The sequence below is a fragment of the uncultured Brevundimonas sp. genome (genome assembly GCF_963977465.1).
Classification (GTDB): Bacteria; Pseudomonadota; Alphaproteobacteria; order Caulobacterales; family Caulobacteraceae; genus Brevundimonas.
In genome coordinates, this window is sequence record NZ_CAXBOQ010000002.1 from 308,746 (window position 1) to 335,322 (window position 26,577).

23 protein-coding genes and 1 tRNA gene are annotated in these 26,577 nt (G+C 65.2%); 21 read left to right on the forward strand and 3 right to left on the reverse strand.

Features of this window, described 5'->3' with window-relative positions; genetic code table 11:
• Positions 1-50 precede the first annotated feature (50 nt).
• The 13 genes from tuf (at position 51) to AAC067_RS05510 (ending at position 10,393) form a co-directional block, all read left to right on the forward strand.
• Positions 51-1,241 carry an elongation factor Tu gene (gene tuf / locus AAC067_RS05450; protein ID WP_339930345.1) on the forward strand — a complete coding sequence of 397 codons (1,191 nt, stop codon included), beginning with the start codon at positions 51-53 and terminating at the stop codon, positions 1,239-1,241.
• A 223-nt stretch (positions 1,242-1,464) separates the two neighbouring features.
• Entirely contained in the window at positions 1,465-2,784 is a 1,320-nt protein-coding gene (locus tag AAC067_RS05455) for a mechanosensitive ion channel (protein ID WP_339930347.1), read from the forward strand.
• A 425-nt stretch (positions 2,785-3,209) separates the two neighbouring features.
• A complete protein-coding gene (locus AAC067_RS05460) occupies positions 3,210-4,544 on the forward strand; it encodes a hemolysin family protein (RefSeq protein ID WP_339930349.1) in 1,335 nt (444 codons plus the stop codon).
• A 142-nt stretch (positions 4,545-4,686) separates the two neighbouring features.
• Positions 4,687-4,762: transfer RNA gene (locus tag AAC067_RS05465), tRNA-Trp, on the forward strand.
• 71 nt (positions 4,763-4,833) lie between these two features.
• Complete coding sequence (secE, locus tag AAC067_RS05470) at positions 4,834-5,124, forward strand: preprotein translocase subunit SecE (RefSeq protein WP_339930351.1); 291 nt, start codon at positions 4,834-4,836, stop codon at positions 5,122-5,124.
• A 10-nt stretch (positions 5,125-5,134) separates the two neighbouring features.
• Entirely contained in the window at positions 5,135-5,716 is a 582-nt protein-coding gene (gene nusG, locus AAC067_RS05475) for a transcription termination/antitermination protein NusG (RefSeq protein WP_339930353.1), read from the forward strand.
• Positions 5,717-5,913: 197 nt separating this feature from the next.
• Positions 5,914-6,345: a 50S ribosomal protein L11 gene (rplK, locus tag AAC067_RS05480; RefSeq protein ID WP_300446396.1), complete on the forward strand. Its 432-nt coding sequence runs from the start codon at positions 5,914-5,916 to the stop codon at positions 6,343-6,345.
• A 4-nt stretch (positions 6,346-6,349) separates the two neighbouring features.
• Positions 6,350-7,039: a 50S ribosomal protein L1 gene (gene rplA, locus AAC067_RS05485; protein ID WP_339930355.1), complete on the forward strand. Its 690-nt coding sequence runs from the start codon at positions 6,350-6,352 to the stop codon at positions 7,037-7,039.
• Between the two features lie 136 nt (positions 7,040-7,175).
• Positions 7,176-7,637 carry an NUDIX hydrolase gene (locus AAC067_RS05490; RefSeq protein ID WP_339930357.1) on the forward strand — a complete coding sequence of 154 codons (462 nt, stop codon included), beginning with the start codon at positions 7,176-7,178 and terminating at the stop codon, positions 7,635-7,637.
• Positions 7,638-7,730: 93 nt separating this feature from the next.
• The gene (locus tag AAC067_RS05495) at positions 7,731-8,228 is read left to right on the forward strand and encodes a DUF2059 domain-containing protein (protein WP_339930359.1); all 498 of its coding nucleotides are present in this window, start codon (positions 7,731-7,733) and stop codon (positions 8,226-8,228) included.
• Between the two features lie 379 nt (positions 8,229-8,607).
• The gene (rplJ, locus tag AAC067_RS05500) at positions 8,608-9,123 is read left to right on the forward strand and encodes a 50S ribosomal protein L10 (RefSeq protein WP_339930361.1); all 516 of its coding nucleotides are present in this window, start codon (positions 8,608-8,610) and stop codon (positions 9,121-9,123) included.
• A gap of 68 nt (positions 9,124-9,191) precedes the next feature.
• Complete coding sequence (gene rplL / locus AAC067_RS05505; protein WP_339930363.1) at positions 9,192-9,575, forward strand: 50S ribosomal protein L7/L12; 384 nt, start codon at positions 9,192-9,194, stop codon at positions 9,573-9,575.
• Positions 9,576-9,712: 137 nt separating this feature from the next.
• On the forward strand, positions 9,713-10,393 hold the full coding sequence (locus AAC067_RS05510; RefSeq protein WP_339930365.1) for a type 1 glutamine amidotransferase domain-containing protein: 681 nt from the start codon (positions 9,713-9,715) through the stop codon (positions 10,391-10,393).
• Between the two features lie 42 nt (positions 10,394-10,435).
• On the opposite strand, the gene AAC067_RS05515 is transcribed toward AAC067_RS05510, so the two are convergent.
• Together AAC067_RS05515 and AAC067_RS05520 are read right to left on the reverse strand one after the other, a co-directional pair.
• A complete protein-coding gene (locus AAC067_RS05515; RefSeq protein ID WP_339930367.1) occupies positions 10,436-12,412 on the reverse strand; it encodes a peptidase M61 in 1,977 nt (658 codons plus the stop codon).
• Positions 12,413-12,450: 38 nt separating this feature from the next.
• Positions 12,451-12,954: an FKBP-type peptidyl-prolyl cis-trans isomerase gene (locus tag AAC067_RS05520; protein ID WP_339930369.1), complete on the reverse strand. Its 504-nt coding sequence runs from the start codon at positions 12,952-12,954 to the stop codon at positions 12,451-12,453.
• Between the two features lie 110 nt (positions 12,955-13,064).
• On the opposite strand from AAC067_RS05520, the gene AAC067_RS05525 reads away from it, so the two are divergent.
• The 5 genes from AAC067_RS05525 (at position 13,065) to rpoC (ending at position 24,020) form a co-directional block, all read left to right on the forward strand.
• Positions 13,065-13,679, forward strand: coding sequence for a hypothetical protein (locus tag AAC067_RS05525; protein ID WP_339930371.1), 615 nt, complete (start codon positions 13,065-13,067; stop codon positions 13,677-13,679).
• Positions 13,672-13,896: a helix-turn-helix transcriptional regulator gene (locus tag AAC067_RS05530; protein WP_339930373.1), complete on the forward strand. Its 225-nt coding sequence runs from the start codon at positions 13,672-13,674 to the stop codon at positions 13,894-13,896. The genes AAC067_RS05525 and AAC067_RS05530 overlap by 8 nt, the downstream gene beginning before the upstream one ends.
• A gap of 53 nt (positions 13,897-13,949) precedes the next feature.
• Positions 13,950-15,311: an acyl-CoA thioesterase/BAAT N-terminal domain-containing protein gene (locus tag AAC067_RS05535; protein WP_339930375.1), complete on the forward strand. Its 1,362-nt coding sequence runs from the start codon at positions 13,950-13,952 to the stop codon at positions 15,309-15,311.
• 298 nt (positions 15,312-15,609) lie between these two features.
• A complete protein-coding gene (rpoB, locus tag AAC067_RS05540; protein ID WP_339930377.1) occupies positions 15,610-19,725 on the forward strand; it encodes a DNA-directed RNA polymerase subunit beta in 4,116 nt (1,371 codons plus the stop codon).
• 98 nt (positions 19,726-19,823) lie between these two features.
• A complete protein-coding gene (gene rpoC, locus AAC067_RS05545) occupies positions 19,824-24,020 on the forward strand; it encodes a DNA-directed RNA polymerase subunit beta' (protein WP_339930379.1) in 4,197 nt (1,398 codons plus the stop codon).
• Positions 24,021-24,216: 196 nt separating this feature from the next.
• On the opposite strand, the gene AAC067_RS05550 is transcribed toward rpoC, so the two are convergent.
• Positions 24,217-24,969 carry a hypothetical protein gene (locus AAC067_RS05550; RefSeq protein WP_339930381.1) on the reverse strand — a complete coding sequence of 251 codons (753 nt, stop codon included), beginning with the start codon at positions 24,967-24,969 and terminating at the stop codon, positions 24,217-24,219.
• Positions 24,970-25,052: 83 nt separating this feature from the next.
• Here AAC067_RS05550 and AAC067_RS05555 point away from each other — a divergent pair, with 83 nt between their 5' ends.
• The 3 genes from AAC067_RS05555 (at position 25,053) to rpsG (ending at position 26,557) form a co-directional block, all read left to right on the forward strand.
• The gene (locus tag AAC067_RS05555; protein WP_339930383.1) at positions 25,053-25,373 is read left to right on the forward strand and encodes a hypothetical protein; all 321 of its coding nucleotides are present in this window, start codon (positions 25,053-25,055) and stop codon (positions 25,371-25,373) included.
• A 272-nt stretch (positions 25,374-25,645) separates the two neighbouring features.
• Entirely contained in the window at positions 25,646-26,017 is a 372-nt protein-coding gene (gene rpsL, locus AAC067_RS05560) for a 30S ribosomal protein S12 (protein ID WP_339874019.1), read from the forward strand.
• A gap of 66 nt (positions 26,018-26,083) precedes the next feature.
• Positions 26,084-26,557, forward strand: a complete 474-nt coding sequence (gene rpsG / locus AAC067_RS05565; protein WP_339930385.1) for a 30S ribosomal protein S7 — start codon at positions 26,084-26,086, stop codon at positions 26,555-26,557.
• Positions 26,558-26,577 lie beyond the last annotated feature (20 nt).

The following is a 26,577-nucleotide window of genomic DNA, read 5'->3' on the forward strand; positions in this document are numbered from 1 at the left end:
GAGCAGAAGCGCCCCTTCCATCACGGACCCGGGCCACCAGGAGTTTGGCGATGGCCAAGGAAAAGTTCGAACGTAACAAGCCGCATTGCAACATCGGCACGATTGGTCACGTTGACCACGGCAAGACGACGCTGACGGCGGCGATCACGATGGTTCTGGCCCAGGCCAGCGGTGGCAAGGCGATGAACTACGCCGACATCGACGCGGCGCCGGAAGAAAAGGCCCGCGGCATCACGATCAACACCGCGCACGTGGAATATGAGACGGCCAACCGTCACTACGCGCACGTCGACTGCCCCGGCCACGCCGACTATGTGAAGAACATGATCACCGGTGCCGCCCAGATGGACGGCGCGATCCTGGTGGTTTCGGCCGCTGACGGCCCGATGCCGCAGACGCGCGAGCACATCCTGCTGGCCCGTCAGGTCGGCGTGCCGGCGCTGGTGGTGTTCATGAACAAGGTCGACCTGGTCGACGACGCCGAGCTGCTCGAGCTGGTCGAGATGGAAGTGCGCGAGCTGCTGAGCTCGTACGACTTCCCGGGCGATGACATCCCGATCACCATGGGTTCGGCCAAGGCCGCGACCGATGGCGTGAAGCCGGAAATCGGTGCCGATCAGGTGCTGAAGCTGATGCAGACGGTCGACGACTACATCCCGCAGCCGGCGCGTCCGCTGGACCTGCCGTTCCTGATGCCGGTCGAGGACGTGTTCTCGATCTCGGGTCGCGGCACCGTGGTCACGGGCCGGATCGAAAAGGGTATCGTCAAGGTCGGCGAGGAAGTCGAGATTGTCGGCATCCGTCCGGTTCAGAAGACGACCTGCACGGGCGTGGAAATGTTCCGCAAGCTGCTCGACCAGGGCCAGGCCGGCGACAACGTCGGCGTGCTGCTGCGCGGCACCAAGCGTGAAGACGTCGAGCGCGGCCAGGTTCTCTGCAAGCCCGGCTCGATCACCCCGCACACCAAATTCCTGGCTGAGGCCTATATCCTCAACAAGGAAGAGGGTGGCCGTCACACGCCGTTCTTCACCAACTATCGCCCGCAGTTCTACTTCCGTACGACGGACGTGACCGGCATCGTCCAGCTCAAGGAAGGCGTTGAGATGATCATGCCCGGCGACAACGCCGAGCTGAACGTCGAGCTGATCACCCCGATCGCCATGGACCAGGGCCTGCGCTTCGCCATCCGTGAAGGCGGCCGCACCGTCGGCGCCGGCGTCGTCGCCAAGATCATCGAGTAGAGCCTCCTTGATGCGCTAACGCTCGCGACGCGGTCGCTCGCTTTATGAGCGCCCGTTTGGCCTCAAGCCGCGAGCCTCCGCGAGGCGAGCATAGGCCCAAAAACAAAACCCCCGCCGGTGCAAACCGGCGGGGGTTTTTGCTTGTTTCCGGAACGCCTTTGAAACGTGACCGTTAGTCCAACAGGAGCGTTTCAACCCCGAGACGTGAGCAACGGTGGGCAGAATGTACGACGCACGATACGAATTCATCGGCTGGGACGCCTTGATCCAGACCTGGCTACCGAAGGGATTGGGCGCGCTGCTCATTCTGCTCGGGGCCTGGGCGATCGGCACCGCCATCAAATGGGCGCTGGCCAAGGGGGTCGACCGGATCCCGGGCGCGTCGAAGGCCAATCTCAGTGAAAATCCGAAACATTCGATCGGCCACAGCTTGGGCGATGTCGCCTTCTGGCTGATCCTGTTGTTCGGCGTGGTGGCCGCGCTGGGAGTTCTGGGTCTTGGGCAGGTCGTCACCCCGTTGAACACGCTGTTGAACCAGGTTGCCTCCTTCCTGCCGAACATTCTCGGCGCGGCCCTGATCTTCTTCATCGGCTATATCGTCGCCACGCTCGCCCGCCGGGTGACCGAGGCGGCATTGAAGGCTGCCAGTGCCGACGCGTGGCTGGAGCGGGCCGGTCTGTCCCGGGCAACCGGGTCGACCGGTGTCAGCACCGCCGCCGGCACCCTGGTCTTTGTGCTGGTTCTGATTCCGATCACCATCGCAGCGCTGGAACAGCTGAGTATCGAATCCCTGACCGTTCCGGCTGTTGCCGTTCTGGCCACCGTGTTTGATGCCATCCCCCGGGTTCTGGCGGCAGCGATCGTTCTGGCTATCGGCTGGTTCATCGGTCGCTGGGTCGCCCAGGTGATCGAGCGGGTTCTGCCGGCCACCGGGTTCGACCGCAGCATCAGCGGTTTTGTCAGCCTGTCCTCGGCGCGCCCTGAAGGGGCGTCGGCCGAGGCCACCGCCCCCTACGCCGGGGATGTGACCCCGGCCACGGCGCGCGCCATGGGCGACAGGAGCGTGTCCCGCCCGATGACGCCGTCGCGTATCGTCGGCCTGTTGGCCATGGTCGCCATCGTCGCCTTTACCGCGATCGAAGCCGCCCGCCTGCTGGAGTTCGGGGCTGTCGCGACCCTGGTCGAGGAGGTTCTGAGCCTGGCCGTTCGGATCATCACCGGCGGTATCATCATCGTCGCCGGTGTGATCCTGGGTGACGTGCTGAGCAATGCGATCAACCGCGGTACGGACGGGGCCGATCGATTCGCCTCCACCATCGTGCGCTGGGCCACCATCGCCCTGGCCACGGCCATGGGTCTGAGCTTCATGGGTATCGCCGATGAGATCGTCATGCTGGCCTTCGGTCTGGTTCTGGGTGCTGCGGCTATCGCCGCGGCCCTGGCCTTCGGCCTGGGTGGACGCGGTGCGGCCGGGCAGGTGGCCCAGTCGTGGGCGGACAAGCTGACCAAGGCTTCGAAGTCGACGACCAAGCCGCGCGGCTAGCTCGAAGCGCTAACCGACAGGGCGGGCGGTCTCCAGACGGGGGCCGCCCGTTTTGCTGTTCACGACGCGCCGCAGACTGAACCGTTCGCGTTACAGGGGGTAGTTCAAGGTTAAGGTGTCCCCTGACGGGGGCGAGGCCTTGCATGGAACCCCGGATTGCCGCCTACGTTCGCCTTACGGACGTTAGGGATTTGGTAATCATGTTGCGCGCGCTTCGCATCGGTCTGTTCATCGGCACCCTGATCGGGATGTCGGCCTGTGCGGCGACTGCTCCCGCGAACCCTGATGTCAGCGGACCCTACGGGGCGGTGGATGCCGGTCCCCGACGCTGAGTTTCAAGGAAACCATGGCGGAAAGACCAAACCTCTCCTAATGTCCCCCTGCGGACGCCGGCTGTCGCGCCGCGCCGGTCTCGCTACTCCTAGATGTTAGCTATCGCCATTGTTGTCGTTCTGCTCCTCGTGGTGCTCAACGGCCTGTTCGCCATGACCGAGCTCGCGGTCGTCTCATCCCGTAGATCAAAGCTGCAGAGTCGGGCAGAGCGGGGAGACAAGGGGGCCCGCGCGGCGTTGAAGCTGGCGGATGATCCGACCCATTTCCTTTCGGCGGTCCAGGTCGGCATCACCCTGATCGGGATTCTGGCCGGTGCCTATGGTCAGGCCGCCATCGCCGGTGAGCTCGACAAGATCCTCGAGGCCCAGTTTCCGGCCCTGACCGCCTATACCCAGATCTTCTCGACGGCCCTCGTGGTCGTGTGCATCACCTATGTGTCGCTGATTGTCGGCGAATTGGTGCCCAAACGCCTGGCCCTGATCTTCCCCGAAACCATCGCCGCCAAGATGGCCGCGCCGATCTCAAGTCTGGCCGTGGTCCTGCATCCGTTCGTGGTGCTGCTGACGGCTTCGACTTCGGCGATTCTCAAATTGATGGGCGTCAAGGATCGCGACGGCACCGATGTTACCCAGGAGGAAGTCGAGACCATCCTGGCTGAGGGCACCTCGGCGGGCCTGATCGAGCCCGAAGAACAGGTGATGATCGAAGAGATCCTGCGCCTGGGTGATCGCCCGGTGCGGGTGGCGATGACGCCGCGCACCGACGTCTTCTGGGTCGCGCTGGACGACACGGTCGCTGCACTGCGCGAGGAAATTCGCGTCTGTCCCTATTCGCGCATCGTGGTGGCCCGCGACGGTGATCTGGATCACCCGCTGGGGGTGGTTCACAAGAAAGACCTGCTGGACTCCTATCTGACCTCGGGCGAGCTGGAGGTTGAGAAGCACGTCAAGACGCCGGCCTTTATCCCGCAGTCCACCTCGGTGCTGAAGGCGCTGGAGATCCTGAAGGGCACCCATGTCCACATGGCCTTCATCGTCGATGAATACGGGGCTTTCGAGGGGGTGGTTACCGCCACAGACATCCTCGAGATGATCGCGGGTGACTTCAACGAGAGCCATGACGAGCTGACCGGCTTTGTCACCCAGCGCGAGGACGGGGCCTGGCTGGTCGACGGCCGCACCGATCTCGACGACCTGTGTGACATGCTGGGCGAGGATTTCGGCGAGAACGACAGCTTCCACACCGTGGCCGGCCTGGTGCTGCACCAGCTGTCGCGCGTACCGGACAAGGGCGAGGAGCTGCAACTGGGGCGGTTCGAGGTCGAGATTCTGGAGATGGACGACCGCCGCATCGACAAGCTGCTGTTCCGTCAGGTGGTCAAGCCGGAGGACGAGGCCCATGCGATCGCGGCCCACAGGGACGACTGATCCGGCCTTCGCGCGCAATCCCTGTGCCGGGGGGCGGATTGCCCTTGAAAACCCGCCTTCGCTCGGGCATACGCCCCCGTCTGGCGAGTACCACGCGCCGATGGGGTGACCCACGGCGCGTTGTGCCCTGTCCGGACACTACAGGAGTGTAGCTCAGCTGGTAGAGCATCGGTCTCCAAAACCGAGGGTCGTGGGTTCGAGTCCCTCCACTCCTGCCATTTCCCCCCTGTCGCCGCCGCATGGGACTTCCCATCTGGAGGGCAGGGATAAATGTTTGAAGAGACGCTGAATGGCCAAGGCCAAAAACCCGGGCGGTCGTCGCATGACGGGATCGAAAGTCGCTCCGGCGGGGCAGACGGTCGCGGTTGACGCGCCGGCCCCCAAGAAACGCGTGTCGATCCCGCAGTTCTTCAGCCAGGTTCGCGCTGAAGGGCGCAAGATCGTGTGGCCCAGCCGCAAGGAAACCTGGATCACCTCGGTGATGGTTTTCATCATGGTGGTGATCGCCGCGATCTTCTTCTGGGTCGTCGACGCCGGCCTGACCATCGCTTCCCAATTCATCCTCTCTATCGGCCAATAAGGAGACGCGCATGACTGATGCAGCGCCCGAAACCAAACCGGCCGCCAATCCGCGGCACAAATGGTACATCATCCACGCCTACTCGAATTTCGAGAAGAAGGTGTCCCAGCACATTCAGGACCAGGCGCGTCAGCAGGGCCTGACCGAGTGTTTCTCGGAAATCCTCGTGCCGACCGAGGAGGTCGTCGAGGTCCGTCGTGGTCGCAAGATCAATTCGGAACGCAAATTCTTCCCCGGCTATGTACTGGCGAAGATGGAGATGACCGACGAGGCCTATCACCTGGTCAAGAACACGCCGAAGGTCACCGGCTTCCTCGGCGCGGCGGGCGGCACCAAGCCGCTGCCGGTGTCCGAGCGTGAGGTCCAGAACATCATCGGTCAGGTGGAAGAAGGCGTCGAACGTCCGAAGCCCACCATCCGTTTCGACATCGGCGAGACCGTCAAGGTCATCGACGGACCCTTCGCCAGCTTCGAGGGTCAGGTTGAAAGCGTCGACGAGGACAACGCCCGCCTGCGCGTGGCTGTGTCCATCTTCGGTCGCCCGACCCCCGTCGATCTGGAATACAATCAGGTCGAGAAGAACGCGGGCTAAACCGTTTTTCGGCAGAGCGATTTACGGGGGCTGCGAGAGCGGCCCCCGTTTGCTATTCGGCCCCGCCTTTGCTACACGCGCGCCTCGCTCCGCAGGGAGCGGTGCGGGTTCGCCCGCATAAATCCGTGGGAGGCAGCCATGCCGGACCACGGCTCACCGGCCCGGACTGAACCCCGGGTCACTCACAGGAGAGACCAATGGCCAAGAAAATTCTGGGCTATATCAAACTGCAGGTGCCGGCGGCTTCCGCCACGCCCTCGCCCCCGATCGGCCCCGCACTGGGCCAGCGCGGCGTCAACATCATGGGCTTCTGCAAGGAGTTCAACGCGCGCACCGAGAACGTCGGCAAGGGCACGCCCCTGCCGACCGTGATCACCGTCTATCAGGACAAGAGCTTCACCTTCATCACCAAGACGCCGCCGGCGACCTGGTTCCTGAAAGAGGCCACCAAGCTGAAGTCGGGCTCCAAGCTGACCGGCCGTGAAGTGGTCGGCAAGATCACCCGCAGCCAGCTGCGCGAGATCGCCGAAAAGAAGATGAAGGATCTGAACGCCAACGATCTCGATGCCGCGACCAAGATCATCGAGGGTTCGGCCAAGGCCATGGGCCTGAACGTCGTGGAGGGCTGAGCACATGACCAAGCAAACCAAGCGCATCAAGGCCCGCACGGGCGACCGTGAAGCCAACCTGTCGTTCGCCGAGGCCATCAAGGCCGTCAAGGAAAACGCCACCGCCAAGTTCGACGAGTCGATCGAGATCGCCGTCAACCTGGGCGTCGACCCGCGTCACGCCGACCAGCAGGTCCGCGGCGTCGTGAATCTGCCGTCCGGCACGGGCCGTGACGTTCGCGTCGCCGTCTTCGCCAAGGACGCCAAGGCTGCTGAGGCCCTGGCCGCCGGTGCCGACATCGTCGGTGCCGAGGATCTGTACGAGAAGATCAACGGTGGCTTCATGGACTTCGACCGCGTCATCGCGTCGCCGGACATGATGGCCCTGGTCGGCCGTCTGGGTAAGGTGCTGGGCCCGCGCGGCCTGATGCCGAACCCGAAGGTCGGCACCGTGACTCCGAACGTCGCGCAAGCGGTCAAGGACGCCAAGGGCGGTGCGGTCGAGTTCCGCGTCGAGAAGGCCGGCATCGTGCACGGCGGGATCGGCAAGGCCTCGTTCACCCAGGAAGCCCTGGAAGCCAACGTCAAGGCCTACGTTGACGCCCTGTCGCGCGCCCGTCCGTCGGGTGCCAAGGGCACCTATGTGAAGAAGATCAGCCTGTCCTCGACGATGGGCCCCGGCTTCAAGATCGACCCGGCTTCGCTGAACGCCTGATCGACCCTGTCGGTTGAATGATTGCGGCGGCGGGGAGCGATCCCCGCCGCCGTTTTTCGTTTGTGACGAATCGTCCGGTCGCGGATGACTACAGCCAGTTCTGCCCCGGCGGCGTGAACGATGGAACGGGACGGCATTGACCAAGAGCAAGACCAGCAAGATCTATCGCCGCGACAAGCGCCATCAGTTCGCGGCCCTGCCGTGGCGGACCGGTCCGCGCGGGCTGGAGATTCTGCTGATCACCTCGCGCGAGACCAGACGCTGGGTCATCCCCAAGGGCTGGCCGATGAAGGACCGCGCGGCGCACGAGGCCGCGGCCCAGGAGGCCTTTGAGGAGGCCGGCGTCCGGGGCGACATCACCAGCGCGCCGCTGGGCATGTTCCGCTATCTGAAGCGGCTGAAGGGCGACAAGACCCAGTTGTGCGCCGTCGATGTGTTTCCGCTACAGGTCACCGAGATTCTCGACGCCTGGCCTGAACGCGACGAGCGCGAGCGGGAGTGGGTGACGCCGGAGGCGGCAGCCCGGCGCGTCGACGAGCCGGAGCTGGCCGCCCTGATCGAGGCCTTTGCCTTTCTGAGCGCGCGCCCGGTCGGCTGAGACACCGCTGCGCCGAACTATTTGGCGTTGAGGGATTGCCATATTGAACGCAACTGTGGAGCGTGACCGTCGACGACTGAATCGGGGGGTGAGATGAGTTTTAGAGTACTGATTGCGCTGGTGTTGGCTCTGGGGCTGACCACACCGGCAATGGCCCAGGACGCGCCGGACGCTGACCAGCGCGCGCTTGCCCAGCGCTTGATCGACCTGTCGACCGGGTCAAGTCTGGAGAAAATGATCGAACAACAGGCCGATCTGGCCATGGCCGCGATGGGCGATCTGCCGACGGCCGAGGCGGCGTGGGTTCGCACCAACATGCCACGCATGATGCGCGGGATGGTCGATACGATGCTGGCTGACATGGTGGGTGCCTATGCCGAGATCTTTTCCGAGGCTGAACTTGAGGCCCAGATCGCCTTCTATGAAACGCCGCTTGGGCCGTCGATCGCCAATAAGGCCTTGCAGTTGGGCGTGCGACAGCAGGCGATCCTCGGTGAGGTGCTGCAGCGCTATATGACAGAGTTTGCTCTCAAATATTGCGCCGAGTTCGACTGTTCGGGTGCTGCGGCGGCCAAGACGCGCACGCGATAGCGATCCGACGGGCATCGGCCGTTGATTTCCCCGTGGTTCCCCTGTATGAGCGCCGCTTCCCGTCACCGGTCCTGCCGATGACGGTCCTGTCCGAGAACTTCGGGGCGTGGGGGTCACCCGCGCCATAACCGCCAGAGAGCCCTCTGGTGCCGTGGGGAGATGGGGACGCAGACAACGCCAGACGCTCCGGTATCCGGACGTCGGGGTTCGAGCATCCTTCGGACATTACGACCGGCTTCAACGTCTCGCAGCGATGCGCGGCGCTTTGGGCCAGCAAAATCCTCGGATTTTGCTGAAACGTCTCGCTCGGCATTCCATAGGAATGCCGGGGCCGCCATCGGGAATAAGCCCGGCGGCGAATACCAGACTGGAGACCGCAATGGACCGCGCACAAAAAGCCGAGTCGATCGAGACGCTCAAGGGCGTTTTCGCCGGCGCCGGCGCCGTGGTCGTGACCCACAACCTGGGTCTGACCGTTGCGGAAATGGAAGATCTGCGTGGCCGCCTCCGCAAGGAAGCCGGCACGTTCAAGGTGATCAAGAATCGCCTGGCGCTGAAGGCGCTCGAAGCCGCTGACGGCAGCGACTACCACGGCCTGTTCAAGGGTCCCGTGGGCATCGCCTATGCTGACGACGCGGTAACGGCCGCCAAGGTTACCGCTGACTTCGCCAAGGGCAACGAGCGTTTCGTTGTCCTGGGTGGCTTCATGGGTGACAAGGTTCTGGACGCGAAGGGCGTGGAGACTCTCTCCAAACTGCCGTCGCTGGATCAGATCCGCGCGTCGCTGCTCGGCCTGCTCAACGCTCCCGCGACCAAGATCGCCGGCGTCGTGCAAGCCCCCGCCAGCCAACTGGCCCGGGTATTCAGCGCCTATGCCGCCAAGGACGCCGCGTAAGCGGACCGCTCCCTTCCATCTCTGCAAACCCTCCCAACTGAACCTCAATCCTCCGAAGGAATCTAACCATGGCCGACCTGTCCAAGATCGTCGAAGACCTGTCCAAACTGACCGTCCTCGAAGCTGCCGAACTCTCCAAGCTGCTGGAAGAAAAGTGGGGCGTCAGCGCCGCTGCTCCGGTCGCCATGGCCATGCCGGCCGGTGGTGGCGCTGCTCCGGCTGAAGCCGCCGAAGAGCAGACCGAGTTCAACGTCGTGCTCATCTCGGGCGGCGACAAGAAGATCAACGTGATTAAAGAAGTCCGCGGCGTTCGCTCGGACCTGGGCCTCAAGGAAGCCAAGGACCTGGTCGAAGGCGCTCCGCAGAACGTCCTCGAGAACGTCTCCAAGCAGATCGCTGAAGAGACCAAGAAGAAGCTGGAAGAAGCCGGCGCGACCATCCAGATCAAGTAATCTGGCCCGGTCCTTCGGGACTGGATCGCAAAACTTCAGCGGGCCCGGTGGGAAACCACCGGGCCCGTGTGCGTTTGGACTGGTGATAGCCGCGATGGACCCCATCTGCGTAGCTCCCCCATACGAAGGACGCCCCCATGAAGATCCTGATGGTTCTGACCTCGCACGATCAACTCGGCGACACCGGCCAGAAGACCGGCTTCTGGCTCGAGGAGTTCGCCGCCCCCTACTATGCCCTGAAGGACGCCGGGTCTGAGATCGTCGTCGCGTCGCCCAAGGGGGGCCAGCCGCCGCTGGATCCCAAGAGCGACGAGCCGGACGCCCAGAGCGACGACACACGCCGATTCAAGGATGACGAGGCTGCGCAAAAGGTGCTGGCCAATACGGTGCGGCTGGACAGTGTGTCGGCCGACGAGTTCGACGCTGTCTTCTATCCCGGTGGACATGGTCCGCTTTGGGATCTCGCGGTGGACGGCCATTCGATCAGCCTGATCGAGGCGTTCGTGCGGGCCGACAAGCCGGTCGCGGCCGTCTGCCATGCGCCGGGCGTGTTCAAGTCGGTCAAGGGCAAGGAGGGGGAGCCGCTGGTGAAGGGTCGCAAGGTCGCCGGCTTCACCAATACCGAGGAGGCTGCCGTCGAGCTGACCGACGTTGTGCCCTTCCTGGTCGAGGACATGCTCAAGGCCAATGGTGGCGTCTACTCAAAGGGCCCCGACTGGGGCTCATACGTGCTGACCGACGGCAAGCTGGTCACCGGCCAGAATCCGGCCTCGTCACGTGAAGCGGCGGAGGCCCTGCTGAAGCTGCTCAAGAGCTAGATGGACGCGGGCGGCGGGCCCGGAGCCCGCCGCCCGTTCCCGTCAGCGCCGGCGCGGGGCGTAGATCTCGGCCAGCCGGTCGCGGGTCCCCTCGATGCGGACCAGGCGCGGGTAGCGCAGACCATCGCGATAGTCGAAGGCGACGGTGCGGTAGCGGTCGCCGGACTTCAACAGCAGCTCGATCCGGGTCTCGGTGCCCTTGGCTGCGGTGACCGCGTCGCGCAGCACGCCGGCATCAGCAGCCGTGCCGTTGACCGCGACCAGTTCCCAGCCCTCGCCGATACCGAGGCGGAAAGCCGGACCGTCCCAGCGGATGTTGGCCAGCCGGTTGCTGGTCGCCGAAAGAGTGAAGCCCAGGGAGTACTGGAAGTCGCGGGTCCAGCCGCCCTGAACCGACTTCTCGACCGGGGTCAGGCTGTCGACCCAGGTCAGCTGCCAGCCCGCCCGGGTGATTCCGTCCAGCGGCGCGCGCGCGTCGGGGCCGACCGCGTCGAGCCGGTCGCGCAGGAAACCGGCCCAGTCGTGCGGATAGACGGCGTTCAACGCTTCGACCAGTTCCTGGAACGTATAGCCACGCGGGGTGAAGACGCCGTCGTCGACGCCGAAAAAGGCGCGGGCGAAATCATCGAGGCTCTTGCGGTCGCGGGTGCCCTCGCGGATCAGGGTGTCGGCGTCGAGCCAGATCAGGGCGCTCTCGCGATAATAGTCGCCGGTCGCCCGCATCCATGAGGGATACTGGCCGGGGACGCGGTAGCCGAGCAGATTGTGGTTGTTGGTATCGTGCAGGGCCCGCCACTGGCGGCCCGGCTGGGCGTCATAGAAGCCGGCGATGGCGGCAAGGTTGGCGACGGCGACGTCGCGGGTCGCCAGGCCCGAGCGGGCCGCCAGCACATCGCCCCAGTATTCGGTCTGGCCCTCATAGACCCACAGCAGGGTGTTCTGGCTCGGCACATTGTAGTTGGCGGTCAGTTCGTCGGCCGGGCGGCGGAACTTGCCGTTCCAGGAGTGGACGTACTCGTGCGGCAGCAGGCCGCGATCCCCGGCGCTGGCGCTCCAGTCGGTGAAGAATTCGGGGCTCATGGTATTTTCTGACGAGCGGTGATGTTCGAGGCCGATGCCGCCCAGTTGGCGCGTCAGGCCGACGAGGAATTCGTAGTGGTCGAAATGGCGGGCACCGAACAGTCGGTCGGCCTGGGTCACCAGGTTCTCGTACAGCGCCAGCTGGTCGGCGGTCGGGGCGATGTTTTCGGTCGAGTCGGCGACGATATTCAGATGAACGCTGTTGCCGGTCGGATCGATGTCGATGCGGCGGAAATGGGCCCCGGCGAACATCGGACTGTCGACCAGGGTGTAGAGGTCGCTGGGTTCGAAGGTGGCCACGCCGTCCGTGAATGTGGTGGTGGTCAGCGCCGTGCCGTAATTCCAGCCCTCGGGCAGGCGGATCGAAGCGGCCACCTGGATCTGGTTGGCGAAATAGCCGGCCGGATAGAGGATGGCTTTTTCCCACTCCATGTTGACGATGGCCGGCGTCATGACGACGCGCCACTGGCTGCTGTCGGGCTGGGTCAGCCACTGGAAATCGACGACGATCTCGCTGACTCCGACGGGGATGTCGAGATGGAAGGCATAGGGGTCGATGGTGTCGCGCAGCCACTCGATCCGCTCGCCGCCGCCGATGACGGTCAGGCCGGCGATCAGCTGGATCGGGCCGGTACCGGCGTGATTGCCCGGCAGGAAGCGCGGATAGAGCAGGGTCATCGGACCGGCACTGACCGGCACGGTCTGGTGCACGGAGATGATGCGGCGCTCGAGGTCGGTGACGTCGGCCCGGTACTGGATCACGCCCGGATAGGGTTTGTCCTCAGGCTCCGGAATCAGCGGCTGGGCCCGCGGCAGGGCCACGGCAGCCTCACGGGCGTCGGTCACCCAGGGGGTGCCGGGGTTCTGGGCCAGGGCGGGCAGGGCGGTGCCGGCCAACAGCAGGGCGAGGACGGTGGCGGTCAGGCGGATGGGGGGCATGGGCACTCGAACACGATGGAGGAATCGGAGCGGAACGATCAGGCGGCGGGCAGCACGGCCAGCAGTTCGACCTTGAATCGCAGGGTCGAGTTGGGGGGCAGTTCGTCGCCACCGACCCAGCGGTCGCCATAAGCCAGGCCAGCCGGGATGACGAACTCAAAGGTCTCACCCTCGCGCATCAGGGCCACGCCCTCGGTCCAGCCCTTGATCACGCGATTGAGGGGGAATTCGGCCGGTTCGTTGCGGGCGTAGGAACTGTCGAACTCACGGCCGTCGATGAAGGTGCCGGCATAGTGGACACGCACGGTGTCGGTCGCCGTCGGCTGGCGACCCTGCGGGTGGGCCCGGCCGTCGCGACGGTACTGCAGGCCGCTGGCAGTGGTGGTCCAGCCCGGGCGGCCGCTGTTCCAGGCCAGATAGGCGGCCTGTCCAGCCTCCCAGCGCGCTTGCGACGGCGGGCTGCTGTCGACGACGGGCGGAGCTGCCGTGGCGCAGGCGGACAGGGTGAGGGCGGCGGCGCTGGCGAGGAGAAGGTGCTTCATGGACGGCAAGCTAGCAGGGGCAGGCAGGTCGCGGGAAGCCTTACGATGACGTGCGCTTGACATGACATAATGTCTGCTACACCGTACATGAAGTCATCTGGAGCATATGTGTGATCAGGATATTCGGCGTGCTGGCGATCAGCCTGGGGTTTGGTGCCTTTCTGGCCTTGCCCCTGTTCGCCTGGCCGGTGCGGCCGGGCTGGATCGGCGCGGCGGTCCTGCTGCTGGCGGCGCTCGTGGTGCGGTGGCACTGGAACGCGCGGCGGCTGGCTGCGGGCGATGATCCCGGGGCCCGGGAGCGCGAGTCCTGGCACTCCATGGCGGCGTTCGCTCTGTTGAGTGGGCACCTGTCCGCGGCGTTGATGCAAGGAGTCGACCTGCATGTCGGGCACGGCAACACCCTGGCTCTGGACAACTGGACTCTGCTTGCGGCCGCTGTCGTCAGCTGGATCATCGTCCGTCCCCCACGAATGGAGAAGGACGAACGCGATCGGGAGATGGCGGCGCGCGGGGCTCATGTCGGTCATGCGACCCTGACGGCCCTGCTGATCGTCCTGTCGTTGACGCTGGGGTTTGCCCCGCCGCCGGTGCTGGAGCGACTCTCGCCGTTTGTCCTGGGTAATCTGCTGCTGGTGCTGATCATGCTGGCTGGGCTGACCAAGCACGCGACGCAGTTGGTTGGCTATTGGGCGGCGGCGCGACCCGGGGGCGACGCTGATGGCTGAACTGGCCATCGGTAATCATCTCAGGCGGCTGCGTTTCGAGCATGGCGAGATGACCCAGGACGCGCTGGCCCGATCAGCGGGCGTGACCCGGCAGACGGTAATCTCGCTGGAGGCGGGGCGGTACGCGCCGTCCCTGGAGCTGGCCATGCGACTGGCGCACGTCTTCGACCGGAGCGTGGACGACGTCTTCTTCTGGCGGACCCCGCCGACGACCTGAACCCCGGAACTTTTCCCCCAAGCGCGCCGACGCGTGCATCAGAGGATATGATCATGACCCAATCACGACGCCCGATTCGAGCCTTGGCAGGAACCGCCGCAGTCATCGCCGTTCTGGCGGCGGGTGCCGCAACGGCCCAGAGTTTTGAAATCACGCCGACGGGCCCGGTGCCGCAGGGTCAGCCGGTCGCCGTCGTCCTGACCGGTGTCGCCCCGGGCCAGGCCATCGACATCAGCGCCGAGCGCCGATTCGGCCATGATGCGGTCTGGCGCTCCCGCGCCCGCTTCACGGCCGATGGGCAGGGACGTGTCGACCTGACGACGGCTCCCCCTGTCAGCGGTGACTACGACGGGGTCGACGCGGCCGGCCTGTTCTGGTCGATGGGACCGACCGACGATGCCCTGCCCGACGATTGGCGCTCCGGAGAGGTCCGCTTGACCGCCACGGCCGCGGATCAGGTGGTCGCGACGGGCCTGACCCGCCTGGTCGGCGCGGTGAACCCCGTCGAGGTCGAGGATATTCCCGGCTTTCCTGCTGCACGTCTGTATCACCCTCCGGGTGAGGGGCGGCGGCCGGTTATCGTCGTACTGCACGGTGCCGACGGCGGCACCCGGGCCAGCGACCGTTACGGGCGCAAGCTGGCCTCGCTCGGCTATGCCGTTGTCGGTCTGCCCTACTATTCTCCCGACTGGGGTGACTACGGGCCGCCCAAGGAAATCCCGGGCCTGCCCGGCAGTTTCATCGACATCCGCATCGATCAGATCGGGGAACTGCGCGATTGGCTGGCCGGACGGCCGGACGTGGACGCCGGCCGGGTCGCCCTGTTCGGCGGTTCCAAGGGGGCGGAGTTCGCCCTGATCGCCGCCAGCAAATACCCTTGGCTCACCTCGGTCGTGGCCTTTGCACCGTCGGATCTGGTCTGGGAGGGCTGGGGACTGGAGACGGTCGAGGCCGAGGGCACGCGGTCGTCCTTCTCCTGGCAAGGCGAGGCGCTGCCCTTCATGCCCTATGTCGGGTTCGTCGACGGCCTTCTGGCCGGACCGGGTAACGCCGACCTGCTAAAAATCCACGAGGACGGCCGGGCGGCCCATCCCGACCGCGAGTCGATGGCCCGCATCCGGATTGAGGACTTCCCCGGAGAGGTCATGCTGGTGGCCGGCGATGCTGATCGGGAGTGGCGCTCGGGCCAGATGGCCCGGAACCTGGCGGCCAGCCGGGCCGTAGCGGGACGCGAGACGACGCTGTTGCTGTATCCTGAGGCTGGGCATGATGTCGGTGGCGACGGCTGGGCCCCGACAGCCGGCGGGGTGGCGCGCGGTGGCGGCACGGCTGAAGCCAATGCGCGGGCGCAGGCCGACGCGTGGCCGCGGGTACTGGCGTTTTTGGCGCGGACACTGGGGCCAATCGAAAGATAGGTCGGCGACGGCCTTTATTTCGTCGAAAAAGCGAGTATACGTCCCGGTTCCGCACAACTCAGTATGAGTCCGCGCGTTAGCGCCGAGGCCTGGTCCGTCGCCCTCCGACCAGTGCGAAGGCGCGCTCCTCCCCAAGGGAGCTTCGACATTGCTGGTGCCCTGGTCCCTCGGGATCGAGGGTGGGCACCGAGAAACCGAAGCCGCGACAGCGCACCCGTGCGCCGGCGCGGCTGCTGCTGCATTTGACGCAGGGGTCGCCTTCCACTGGACGGGGCCTCGTGCGGATTGGGAAACAAGAATGGCCAACACCACAGACGGTCTCGCCCTGAGCGGTCAGATCGCCCTCGCCACGTCCTTCACCGGCAAGAAACGCATCCGTAAATCCTTCGGGCGCATCCCCGAAGCGGTGAAGATGCCGAACCTGATCGAGGTTCAGCGCGCCTCCTACGAGCAGTTCCTGCAACGCGACGTCGTGACCGGCCCGCGCAAGGATCAGGGCATTGAGGCTGTCTTCAAGTCGGTCTTCCCGATCAAGGACTTCAACGAACGCGCCGTGCTGGAGTACGTCTCCTACGAGTTCGAACAGCCGAAATACGACGTCGAGGAGTGCATCCAGCGCGACATGACGTATGCCGCGCCGCTGAAGGTCAAGCTGCGCCTGATCGTGTTCGAGGCCGACGAGGAAACCGGCGCCCGTTCCGTCAAGGACATCAAGGAGCAGGACGTCTACATGGGGGACATCCCCCTGATGACGGACAAGGGCACCTTTGTCGTCAACGGCACCGAGCGCGTGATCGTCTCGCAGATGCACCGTTCGCCGGGCGTCTTCTTCGACCACGACAAGGGCAAGACGCACAGCTCGGGCAAGCTGCTGTTCGCCGCCCGCGTGATCCCGTACCGCGGTTCGTGGCTCGACTTCGAGTTCGATGCCAAGGACGTGGTCTACGTCCGCATCGACCGTCGCCGCAAACTGCCGGCCACCACCTTCCTCTATGCCCTGGGCATGGACGGTGAGGAGATCCTGCGCACCTTCTACGAGACCGTGCCCTACGAGAAGCGCGGCGAAGGCTGGGTCACCCCGTACAAGGCCGAGCGCTGGAAAGGCGTGAAGCCCGAGTTTGACCTCGTCGACGCCGACACCGGTGAAGTCGTGGCCCAGGCCGGGATGAAGATCAGTGCCCGTGCTGCCAAGAAGCTGGCCGACGGTGGCCTGAAGTCGCTGTCGCTGGCCGCTGACGCCCTGCTGACCAAATATCTGGCCTCCGACGCCGTCAACTACGAGACCGGCGAGATCTACGTCGAGGCCGGCGACGAGCTGGACGCCGAGTCGATCGCTCTGCTGGAAGAGCGCGGCTTCACCACCATCGACGTGCTGGACATCGACCACGTCACGGTCGGGGCCTACATGCGCAACACCCTGCGGGTCGACAAGAACAGCGCCCGCGAGGATGCCCTGTTCGACGTCTATCGCGTGATGCGTCCGGGCGAGCCGCCCACCCCCGAAGCCGCCGAAGCCATGTTCAACTCGCTGTTCTTCGACAGCGAGCGCTACGACCTGTCGGCGGTTGGCCGGGTCAAGATGAACATGCGCCTTGAGCTGGACGTGTCGGACGAGATCCGCGTCCTGCGCAAGGATGACGTGCTGGAAGTTCTGAAGATCCTGGTTGGCCTTAAGGATGGCCGCGGCGAGATCGACGACATCGACAATCTCGGCAACCGCCGGGTGCGCTCGGTCGGCGAACTGCTGGAGAACCAGTACCGCGTCGGCCTGCTGCGCATGGAGCGCGCCATCAAGGAGCGGATGTCGTCGGTCGATATCGACACGGTGATGCCGCACGACCTGATCAACGCCAAGCCGGCCGCCGCCTCGGTCCGCGAATTCTTCGGCTCGTCGCAGCTGTCGCAGTTCATGGACCAGACCAACCCGCTGTCCGAGATCACCCACAAGCGCCGCCTTTCGGCGCTTGGCCCTGGCGGTCTGACGCGCGAGCGCGCCGGCTTCGAGGTGCGGGACGTGCACCCGACCCACTACGGCCGTATCTGCCCGATCGAGACCCCGGAAGGCCCGAACATCGGCCTGATCAACTCGCTGGCCACCCACGCGCGGGTCAACAAATACGGCTTCATCGAGAGCCCCTACCGGCGCGTCAAGGACGGCAAGGCCACGGACGAGGTGGTCTACATCTCGGCCATGGAGGAGTCGAAATACACGATCGCCCAGGCCAACATTGCCCTGAACAAGGGCGAGATCGTCGAGGACCTGGTCCCCGGACGGATCAACGGCGAGTCCCAGCTGCTGATCAAGGCTGACGTCGACATGATGGACGTGTCGCCGAAACAGGTCGTTTCGGTCGCCGCGGCCCTGATCCCCTTCCTGGAAAACGATGACGCCAACCGGGCCCTGATGGGCGCGAACATGCAGCGTCAGGCCGTGCCGCTGGTTCAGTCGGACGCGCCGCTGGTCGGCACCGGCATGGAATCGGTGGTCGCTGTCGACTCCGGTGCCGTGGTCGTGGCCCGTCGTGACGGTGTCGTCGAACAGATCGACGGTACCCGCATCGTGGTCCGCGCGACCAACGAGCTGGACGCCGGTCGTTCGGGCGTCGACATCTACCGCCTGTCCAAATTCCAGCGGTCCAACCAGTCGACCTGCATCAACCAGCGCCCGATCGTGCGCGTGGGCGATGTGGTCAAGGTCGGTGACGTCATCGCCGACGGCCCGTCGACGGACCTCGGTGAGCTGGCCCTGGGGCGTAACGCCCTCGTCGCCTTCATGCCGTGGAACGGCTACAACTTTGAGGACTCGATCCTGATCTCGGAGCGCATCGTGCGCGACGACGTCTTCACTTCGATCCACATCGACGAGTTCGAGGTCATGGCCCGCGACACCAAGCTGGGTCCGGAAGAGATCACCCGTGACATCCCCAACGTCGGCGAGGAAGCCCTGCGCAACCTCGACGAGGCGGGCATCGTGGCCATCGGCGCCGAGGTCCAGCCGGGCGACATTCTGTGCGGCAAGGTTACGCCGAAGGGTGAAAGCCCGATGACGCCGGAAGAGAAGCTGCTGCGCGCCATCTTCGGCGAGAAGGCTTCGGACGTCCGCGACACCAGCCTGCGTCTGCCCCCGGGCGTCGCCGGCACCATCGTCGACGTGCGCGTCTTCAACCGTCACGGCGTCGACAAGGACGAGCGCGCCATCGCCATCGAGCGTTCGGAAATCGAACGCCTCGGCAAGGACCGCGACGACGAACTGGCGATCCTGGAACGCAACGTCTACGGCCGCCTGCAGCCGCTGGTTCTCGGCAAGAATGCCGTCTCGGGTCCGAAGGGCCTGGGCCGCGGCGTCGTCACCGCCGAGAAGATGGCCGAGCTGTCGCGCGGTCTCTGGTGGCAGATCGCCCTCGACGACGAGAAGGCGATGGGCGAGCTGGAAGCCATGAAGAAGCAGTTCGAGGATGCCCGCAAAGCCCTCGACCGCCGCTTCGAGGACAAGGTCGAGAAGCTGCAGCGCGGCGACGAACTGCCCCCGGGCGTGATGAAGATGGTCAAGGTCTTCGTGGCTGTGAAGCGCAAGCTTCAGCCCGGCGACAAGATGGCCGGACGTCACGGCAACAAGGGTGTCATCTCCAAGATCCTGCCGATCGAGGACATGCCGCACCTGGCCGACGGGACCTCGGTCGACGTCGTTCTGAACCCGCTGGGCGTGCCCTCGCGCATGAACATCGGCCAAATCTTCGAAACCCACCTGGGCTGGGCCGCTGCCGGTCTCGGCAAGCAGATCTCCGGTCTTCTGGAGGCCTGGCAACAGGGTGGCCAGAAGCAGGCGCTGATCGACCACCTGTCGAGCATCTATGGCAAGGACACGCCGCTGCCGCAGGACGAGGACGATCTGGTCGAACTGGCCCGCAACCTGTCCAAGGGCGTTCCGTTCGCCACCCCGGTGTTCGACGGTGCCCACATCGTCGACATCGAGGACCTGCTGGAGAAGGCGGGTCTGGACCGTTCCGGTCAGTCGGTCGTCTACGACGGTCAGACCGGCGAGCAGTTCAAGCGTCCGGTCACGGTCGGTTACATCTACATGCTGAAGCTGCACCACCTGGTCGACGACAAGATCCACGCCCGTTCGATCGGACCGTACTCGCTGGTCACCCAGCAGCCGCTGGGCGGCAAGGCCCAGTTCGGCGGTCAGCGCTTCGGGGAGATGGAGGTGTGGGCTCTCGAGGCCTACGGCGCCGCCTACACCCTGCAGGAGATGCTGACGGTCAAATCCGATGACGTCGCCGGCCGGACCAAGGTCTACGAGGCGATTGTCCGTGGTGATGACAGCTTCGAGGCGGGCATTCCCGAGAGCTTCAACGTGCTCGTCAAGGAAATGCGCTCGCTGGGTCTGAACGTAGAGCTGGAGAACAGCTGATCGACCGAATGATCCCTCTCCGCGCAAGCGGGGAGGGACGGTCTCTCGCTCTTCTCCCTCAATGAATTTTGGCGGGTAACCCCGCAGAAGGAATCAAGATGAACCAGGAAGTCCTGAACATCTTCAACCCCCTCCCGGTCACACCGACCTTCGACCAGATCAAGATCGCCCTGGCGTCGCCAGAGAAGATCCGTTCGTGGTCGTTCGGTGAAATCAAAAAGCCGGAGACAATCAACTACCGGACGTTCAAGCCCGAGCGTGACGGCCTGTTCTGTGCCCGTATCTTTGGCCCGACCAAGGACTACGAATGCCTGTGCGGCAAGTACAAGCGCATGAAGTACAAGGGCATTATCTGCGAGAAATGCGGCGTTGAGGTCACCCTGGCCCGCGTGCGGCGCGAGCGGATGGGCCATATCGAACTGGCCAGCCCGACCGCCCACATCTGGTTCCTGAAGTCGCTGCCGTCGCGCATCTCGCTGATGCTGGACATGGCCCTGAAGGACGTCGAGCGGGTTCTGTATTTCGAGAACTACATCGTCACCGAGCCGGGTCTGACCCCGCTGAAGCAGGGCCAGCTCCTGACGGAAGACGAGTATTACCGCTACCAGGACGAGTTCGGTGATGACGGCTTCACCGCCGAAATCGGTGCCGAGGCCGTGCGCAACCTGCTGATGGGTATCGACCTCCACGCCGAGGCCGAGCGTCACCGCGGTGAACTGGCCGACAGCCCTTCGGAGATGAAGGCCAAGAAGGCGTCCAAGCGCCTGAAGCTGATCGAGGCCTTCCTCGACTCGGGCAACAAGCCCGAGTGGATGGTGCTGACGGTTGTGCCGGTCATCCCGCCGGAACTGCGTCCGCTGGTGCCGCTGGACGGTGGCCGTTTCGCCACCTCCGACCTGAACGACCTGTATCGCCGAGTCATCAACCGCAACAACCGCCTCAAGCGCCTGATGGAGCTGCGGGCGCCGGACATCATCATCCGCAACGAAAAGCGGATGCTGCAGGAATCCGTCGACGCCCTGTTCGACAACGGCCGTCGCGGCCGGGTCATCACCGGTGCCAACAAGCGTCCCCTGAAGTCGCTGGCCGACATGCTCAAGGGCAAGCAGGGCCGCTTCCGCCAGAACCTTCTGGGCAAGCGCGTCGACTATTCGGGTCGTTCGGTCATCGTCGTGGGTCCGGACCTCAAGCTGCACGAGTGCGGTCTGCCGAAGAAGATGGCGCTCGAGCTGTTCAAGCCGTTCATCTATGCGCGCCTTGACGCCAAGGGCCTGTCGGGCACCGTCAAACAGTCCAAGCGCATGGTCGAGCGCGAACAGCCCCAGGTGTGGGACATCCTCGAAGAGGTGATCCGCGAGCACCCGGTCATGTTGAACCGCGCGCCGACGCTGCACCGTCTGGGCATCCAGGCGTTCGAGCCGAAGCTGATCGAGGGCAAGGCCATCCAGCTGCACCCGCTGGTCTGCGCCGCCTTCAACGCCGACTTCGACGGCGACCAGATGGCCGTCCACGTCCCGCTGAGCCTCGAGGCCCAGCTGGAAGCGCGCGTCCTGATGATGTCGACCAACAACATCCTGTCGCCGGCCAACGGCAAGCCGATCATCGTGCCCTCGCAGGATATCGTGCTGGGTCTCTACTACCTGTCGCTGGTCAAGGACGGTGAGCCGGGTGAAGGCAAGCTGTTCGCCAACATGGGCGAGATCGATGCGGCCCTCGACGGCGGCGTCGTGTCCCTGCACACCAAGATCAAGGCGCGCTGGACCGAACAGGACGCCGAAGGCAAGGTCGTGACCAAGGTCATCGACAGCACCCCGGGCCGGATGAAGCTTGGGGCCCTGCTGCCGCAGAACCCGAACGTCGGCTATCGCCTGCTCGAGAAGAACCTGACCAAGAAGGAAATCGGCAATCTGATCGACGTGGTCTATCGCCACTGCGGTCAGAAGGCGACGGTGATCTTCGCCGACCAGATGATGGGCCTGGGCTTCCGTGAAGCCGCCAAGGCCGGGATTTCGTTCGGTAAGGACGATATCGTGATCCCGGCCAAGAAGGTCACGATCGTCGCTGAAACCCGTACCCTGGTTGAGGAATACGAGCAGCAGTACGCTGACGGCCTGATCACCAAGGGCGAGAAGTACAACAAGGTCGTTGACGCCTGGGCCAAGGCCACGGACCGGGTCGCCGACGAGATGATGGCCGAGATCGCGCAACCGCGCGTGCTGATCAAGGGTCAGGCCCCGGACATCAACTCGGTGTTCATGATGGCCAACTCCGGTGCCCGTGGTTCGCAGGCCCAGATGAAGCAGCTGGGCGGCATGCGCGGCCTGATGGCCAAGCCCTCGGGCGAGATCATCGAGACCCCGATCGTGTCGAACTTCAAGGAAGGCCTGACCGTCCTTGAATACTTCAACTCCACCCACGGTGCCCGTAAGGGTCTGGCCGACACCGCGCTGAAGACCGCCAACTCGGGTTATCTGACCCGTCGTCTGGTGGACGTGGCGCAGGATTCGATCGTCACCGAGGAGGACTGCGGTTCGACCCGGGGCATCACCCTGCGTGCGGTGGTCGAGGGCGGTGACGTCCTCGTCTCCCTGGGCCAGCGGGTCCTGGGTCGCTATGCGGCCGAGGACATCAAGGAGCCGGGTGGCGACAAGGTCCTGTTCAAGGCCGACACCTATCTGGAAGAGGAAGAGGTCGACCTGCTCGACTCCGCCGGCGTCCAGTCGGTCAAGGTCCGCTCGGGCCTGACCTGCGAGGCGGAAGCCGGTATCTGCGGCATGTGCTACGGTCGTGACCTGGCCCGCGGTACCAACGTCAACATCGGCGAAGCGGTCGGCGTTATCGCCGCCCAGTCGATCGGCGAGCCCGGTACCCAGCTGACGATGCGGACCTTCCACATCGGCGGTACGGCCCAGGTGGCGGAAACCTCCTTTTATGAGGCGACCAACCCCGGGACCGTCCGGATCTCGGGCCCGACCGTCAAGGCGGCGCACGGCGATCTGGTGGCGATGAGCCGCAACGTCGTGATCACCATCGTCGTCGACGGCAAGGATCGCGAAAGCCACAAGGTCCCCTACGGTGCCCGTCTGCGGGTGCTGGAAGGCTCCGAGGCCAAGAAGAACCAGCGTCTGGCCGAGTGGGACCCCTACACCAGCCCCATCCTGACCGAAGTCGGTGGCTCGATCCGGTTCGAGGACCTGGTCGAGGGTCTGTCCGTCAAGGAAGAGACCGACGAAGCCACGGGTATCGCCCAGCGCGTCGTCTCCGACTGGCGCGCCAGCCCGCGTGGTGCGGATCTCCGCCCCGCGCTCGGCGTCATCAACGGCGAAAGCTATGCCAAGCTGGCCTCGGGTTCAGAAGCCCGTTACCTGCTGCCGGTCGGCGCGGTTCTGTCCGTGTCCAACGGTGACCAGGTCAAGCCGGGTGAAGTCATCGCCCGTGTCCCGACCGAGGGTGCCAAGACCCGCGACATCACCGGCGGTCTGCCGCGGGTGGCCGAGCTGTTCGAGGCCCGTCGTCCCAAGGATTGCGCGGTCATCGCCGAGATGGACGGTCGCGTCGAGTTCGGACGCGACTACAAGAACAAGCGCCGCATCAAGATCACGCCGGAGCCGGATGCCGATGGCAACCAGGCCGAGCCCGTCGAGTTCCTGATCCCGAAGGGCAAGCACATCTCCGTCCACGACGGCGATCTGATCCAGAAGGGCGACTACATCATCGACGGCAACCCGGATCCGCACGATCTGCTGCGTATCCAGGGCGTCGAGGCGCTGGCGGAATACCTCGTCAACGAGGTGCAGGAAGTCTATCGCCTGCAGGGCGTGCCGATTAACGACAAGCACATCGAGGTCATCGTCCGTCAGATGCTGCAGAAGGTCGAGATTCTCGACTCCGGCGAGACCACCCTGATCCGTGGCGACACGGTCGAGGTTGCCGAAGCCGTGGCCGAGAACCTCAAGGTCGAGAAGCGCAAGGGCCGTCAGGCCATCACCCAGCCGGTCCTGCTGGGCATCACCAAGGCGTCGCTGCAGACCCGAAGCTTCATCTCGGCGGCGTCCTTCCAGGAAACCACCCGCGTCCTCACCGACGCCTCGGTCAACGGCAAGGTCGATACGCTGGAAGGCCTGAAGGAGAACGTCATCGTCGGCCGCCTGATCCCGGCGGGTACCGGTGCCTACCTCCGCAGCCTTCAGAAGATCGCCAACGAGCGTGACGCCAAGCTGACCAAGACCCGCGAAGCCGCGGTCGAGCCGCTCCCCGCCGATCTGGCGCTGGAGCTGGAGAGCAGCGCGAGCTGATCTTCCGGTCACGGTAGAGACTGAAGGGGCGGCGCCGGTGACGGGGCCGCCCTTTTCTTTTGGGCGCTAACGCTCGGCCCGCGAGGCCTCGCTGTTTGAGCGCGTCGTTGGGCGCTAACGTTCGGCCCGCGGGGCCTCGCTGCTTGAGCGCGCGTCTGGTCCGCTAACGCCGCGGCTCGCGGGGCTGCGTAGTGCTCTAGTCCCGGGGACCGTCGCGGCGGTTGGTGCGGATATTCTCGGTCGAGTCCGGGCGCAGGGATGGATCCATGTGGGCCCCGGCGACCCCCATGCCGAAATTCGAGCCGACCCCGTCCGTAGGACCGACAATGCCGATGCCGCCGGACAGCGGGCGGCGCAGCTTCTCATAGGCGGCCAGGGCCTGGGCCCCTTCGGCGGCGAAGCGGGCGTCGCGTTGAGGGTTGCCGGTGCCACGGATCGGGGCGGCCCCGAGGGCGGCCGCGCCGAATCGCGCGTCGCAGGCCGCGCGTTCGGCGGCGGTCAACCGACCGGGCGGCAGGCTGCAGCCCCCGGCGCGCAGGGCGGGACCTGTGCCGGCGGCCCGGGGGCGGACGCGCCAGCTGTCATCGATCGGCGGGGCATCGGGGGCGGGCAGGGCGAGGCGCGGCACCGGCGGGGCCGGGCGGGTCTCGTCCTCCTCGGGCCGGCGCGAGAACGGGGTGACCGGCGTAGCGGCCGCGGTCCGTTCAGGCGGCACGGTGCGCGGCGGCGTCGGGACCCGGACCCGCTCGTTCGGCAGCAGCGGGCGCGGCTCCAGCTGCAGCGGGATGAAGTGACGGGGGATGGCGACAGGATCGAGGCCACCGACGCCCACGGCGGTCAGAGCCAGATAACCTAGCACCAGACCGTGCAGGGCCACGGACGCGGTAACCAGAACCGGCTTGCGCCAGCGTTCGCGTCCTGGTCGTTGCAGCCTCGCCAGCACAGCCATTGATCCTCCACCCGTTCGCGTCCAGATAGGCGGGTGAGCGTGGCGGTATTGGGGCTGTTCCGGCTCAGGCATGAAGGTGGGGAATGGTTCGGCTGTCGGGTATCGCGGTCTGTCTGGTCGCGCTGACCGCCTGCGCCACCCCCGAATGGGACGACGCCACGCCGCTGGGATGCAGGGTAACGACCGCGTCGGTCACGATCGCCTGCGTGCCCCGGGCCGATGGCTCACTGGCCGATTGCGCGGTCGTTCGTGAGTCGGCCCCGGGGTGTGGTTTCAGCGACACCGCGCTGGAAGCGGCGGCCAAAGCAAGGCTCCGTCCGACCGACACGTGGCGCGAAGGTGAGCGGATCCTGCTGACGACGCGATTCAGATCTGCGCCACAGTTCCGCAGAGGCAGTCGATAGTCCTGCGCTTGACCTGACGGCGGCCAAAGCGTAAACGGCGCGGACTTTCGAGGACTGACGGTTCGCCGCCGGTCCGGGATCGTGACAATTTAGCGGACGGGCTGTGCCCGCCGGAACGCCCGAAGCGCGCGTTCCGGTTTTTTCGTTTGGTCGCGCCCCGTCTCGAGAACCAAACCCCGGGGGTCGCCGTCAGGCGGTCTCCAAAAGAAGGCATCCGAGGCGCCCCGGCCGACAGGCACACGCCTCCATCGATTGAAAGAGACGAGTTCTTAATGCCCACGATCAACCAGCTGATCCGCAAGCCGCGCCAACCCAAGCCGGTCCACAACAAGGTTCCGGCCCTGAAGGGTTGCCCGCAACGCCGCGGCGTCTGCACCCGCGTCTATACGACGACCCCGAAGAAGCCCAACTCGGCTCTGCGTAAGGTCGCCAAGGTTCGCCTGACCACCGGCATCGAAGCCGTGTGCTACATCCCCGGCGAGGGCCACAATCTGCAGGAGCACTCGGTTGTGCTGATCCGCGGCGGCCGCGTCAAAGACCTTCCCGGCGTTCGCTACCACATCCTGCGCGGCGTGCTCGACACGCAAGGCGTCAAGGATCGCAAGCAGCGTCGCTCGCACTACGGCACCAAGCGCCCGAAATAAGCGACCGCTTCATCCCATTCGCCGGTTTCCACCGGCCGTCCGCCACCGATTTAGAAGGCCAACTCCATGTCCCGTCGTCACCGCGCCCAGAAGCGCGAAGTTCTGCCGGATCCCAAGTTCAAGGATCTGATCGTCACCAAATTCATGAATTACGTCATGTACGAGGGCAAGAAGGCCGTTGCCGAGAACATCGTCTACGGCGCGTTCGAGATCCTCGCCGACAAGAAGAAAGACCAGGAGCCGGTCGTCACCTTCCACACCGCGCTCGATAACGTGGCCCCGGCCGTCGAAGTCCGCTCGCGTCGCGTCGGTGGTGCCACCTATCAGGTGCCGGTCGAGGTTCGCCCCGAGCGTCGCCGCGCCCTGGCCATCCGCTGGCTGGTCAACGCTGCGCGCAAGCGTGGTGAGAACACCATGACCGAGAAACTGGCCGCCGAACTGCTGGACGCCTCGAACAACCGCGGCACCGCGGTCAAGAAGCGCGAAGACACGCACAAGATGGCCGAAGCGAACCGCGCCTTCAGCCACTACCGCTGGTAGGTGCCTTCAAAGCGCCACCC

What these genes read in the sequence shown, in the direction of transcription:
- tuf (WP_339930345.1), top strand. Translation starts at nt 51, where the DNA reads ATGGCCAAGGAAAAGTTCGAACGTAACAAGCCGCATTGCAACATCGGC.
- AAC067_RS05455 (WP_339930347.1), top strand. Translation starts at nt 1,465, where the DNA reads ATGTACGACGCACGATACGAATTCATCGGCTGGGACGCCTTGATCCAG.
- AAC067_RS05460 (WP_339930349.1), top strand. Translation starts at nt 3,210, where the DNA reads ATGTTAGCTATCGCCATTGTTGTCGTTCTGCTCCTCGTGGTGCTCAAC.
- secE (WP_339930351.1), top strand. Translation starts at nt 4,834, where the DNA reads ATGGCCAAGGCCAAAAACCCGGGCGGTCGTCGCATGACGGGATCGAAA.
- nusG (WP_339930353.1), top strand. Translation starts at nt 5,135, where the DNA reads ATGACTGATGCAGCGCCCGAAACCAAACCGGCCGCCAATCCGCGGCAC.
- rplK (WP_300446396.1), top strand. Translation starts at nt 5,914, where the DNA reads ATGGCCAAGAAAATTCTGGGCTATATCAAACTGCAGGTGCCGGCGGCT.
- rplA (WP_339930355.1), top strand. Translation starts at nt 6,350, where the DNA reads ATGACCAAGCAAACCAAGCGCATCAAGGCCCGCACGGGCGACCGTGAA.
- AAC067_RS05495 (WP_339930359.1), top strand. Translation starts at nt 7,731, where the DNA reads ATGAGTTTTAGAGTACTGATTGCGCTGGTGTTGGCTCTGGGGCTGACC.
- rplJ (WP_339930361.1), top strand. Translation starts at nt 8,608, where the DNA reads ATGGACCGCGCACAAAAAGCCGAGTCGATCGAGACGCTCAAGGGCGTT.
- rplL (WP_339930363.1), top strand. Translation starts at nt 9,192, where the DNA reads ATGGCCGACCTGTCCAAGATCGTCGAAGACCTGTCCAAACTGACCGTC.
- AAC067_RS05510 (WP_339930365.1), top strand. Translation starts at nt 9,713, where the DNA reads ATGAAGATCCTGATGGTTCTGACCTCGCACGATCAACTCGGCGACACC.
- AAC067_RS05515 (WP_339930367.1), bottom strand. Translation starts at nt 12,412, where the DNA reads ATGCCCCCCATCCGCCTGACCGCCACCGTCCTCGCCCTGCTGTTGGCC.
- AAC067_RS05520 (WP_339930369.1), bottom strand. Translation starts at nt 12,954, where the DNA reads ATGAAGCACCTTCTCCTCGCCAGCGCCGCCGCCCTCACCCTGTCCGCC.
- AAC067_RS05530 (WP_339930373.1), top strand. Translation starts at nt 13,672, where the DNA reads ATGGCTGAACTGGCCATCGGTAATCATCTCAGGCGGCTGCGTTTCGAG.
- AAC067_RS05535 (WP_339930375.1), top strand. Translation starts at nt 13,950, where the DNA reads ATGACCCAATCACGACGCCCGATTCGAGCCTTGGCAGGAACCGCCGCA.
- rpoB (WP_339930377.1), top strand. Translation starts at nt 15,610, where the DNA reads ATGGCCAACACCACAGACGGTCTCGCCCTGAGCGGTCAGATCGCCCTC.
- rpoC (WP_339930379.1), top strand. Translation starts at nt 19,824, where the DNA reads ATGAACCAGGAAGTCCTGAACATCTTCAACCCCCTCCCGGTCACACCG.
- AAC067_RS05550 (WP_339930381.1), bottom strand. Translation starts at nt 24,969, where the DNA reads ATGGCTGTGCTGGCGAGGCTGCAACGACCAGGACGCGAACGCTGGCGC.
- AAC067_RS05555 (WP_339930383.1), top strand. Translation starts at nt 25,053, where the DNA reads ATGGTTCGGCTGTCGGGTATCGCGGTCTGTCTGGTCGCGCTGACCGCC.
- rpsL (WP_339874019.1), top strand. Translation starts at nt 25,646, where the DNA reads ATGCCCACGATCAACCAGCTGATCCGCAAGCCGCGCCAACCCAAGCCG.
- rpsG (WP_339930385.1), top strand. Translation starts at nt 26,084, where the DNA reads ATGTCCCGTCGTCACCGCGCCCAGAAGCGCGAAGTTCTGCCGGATCCC.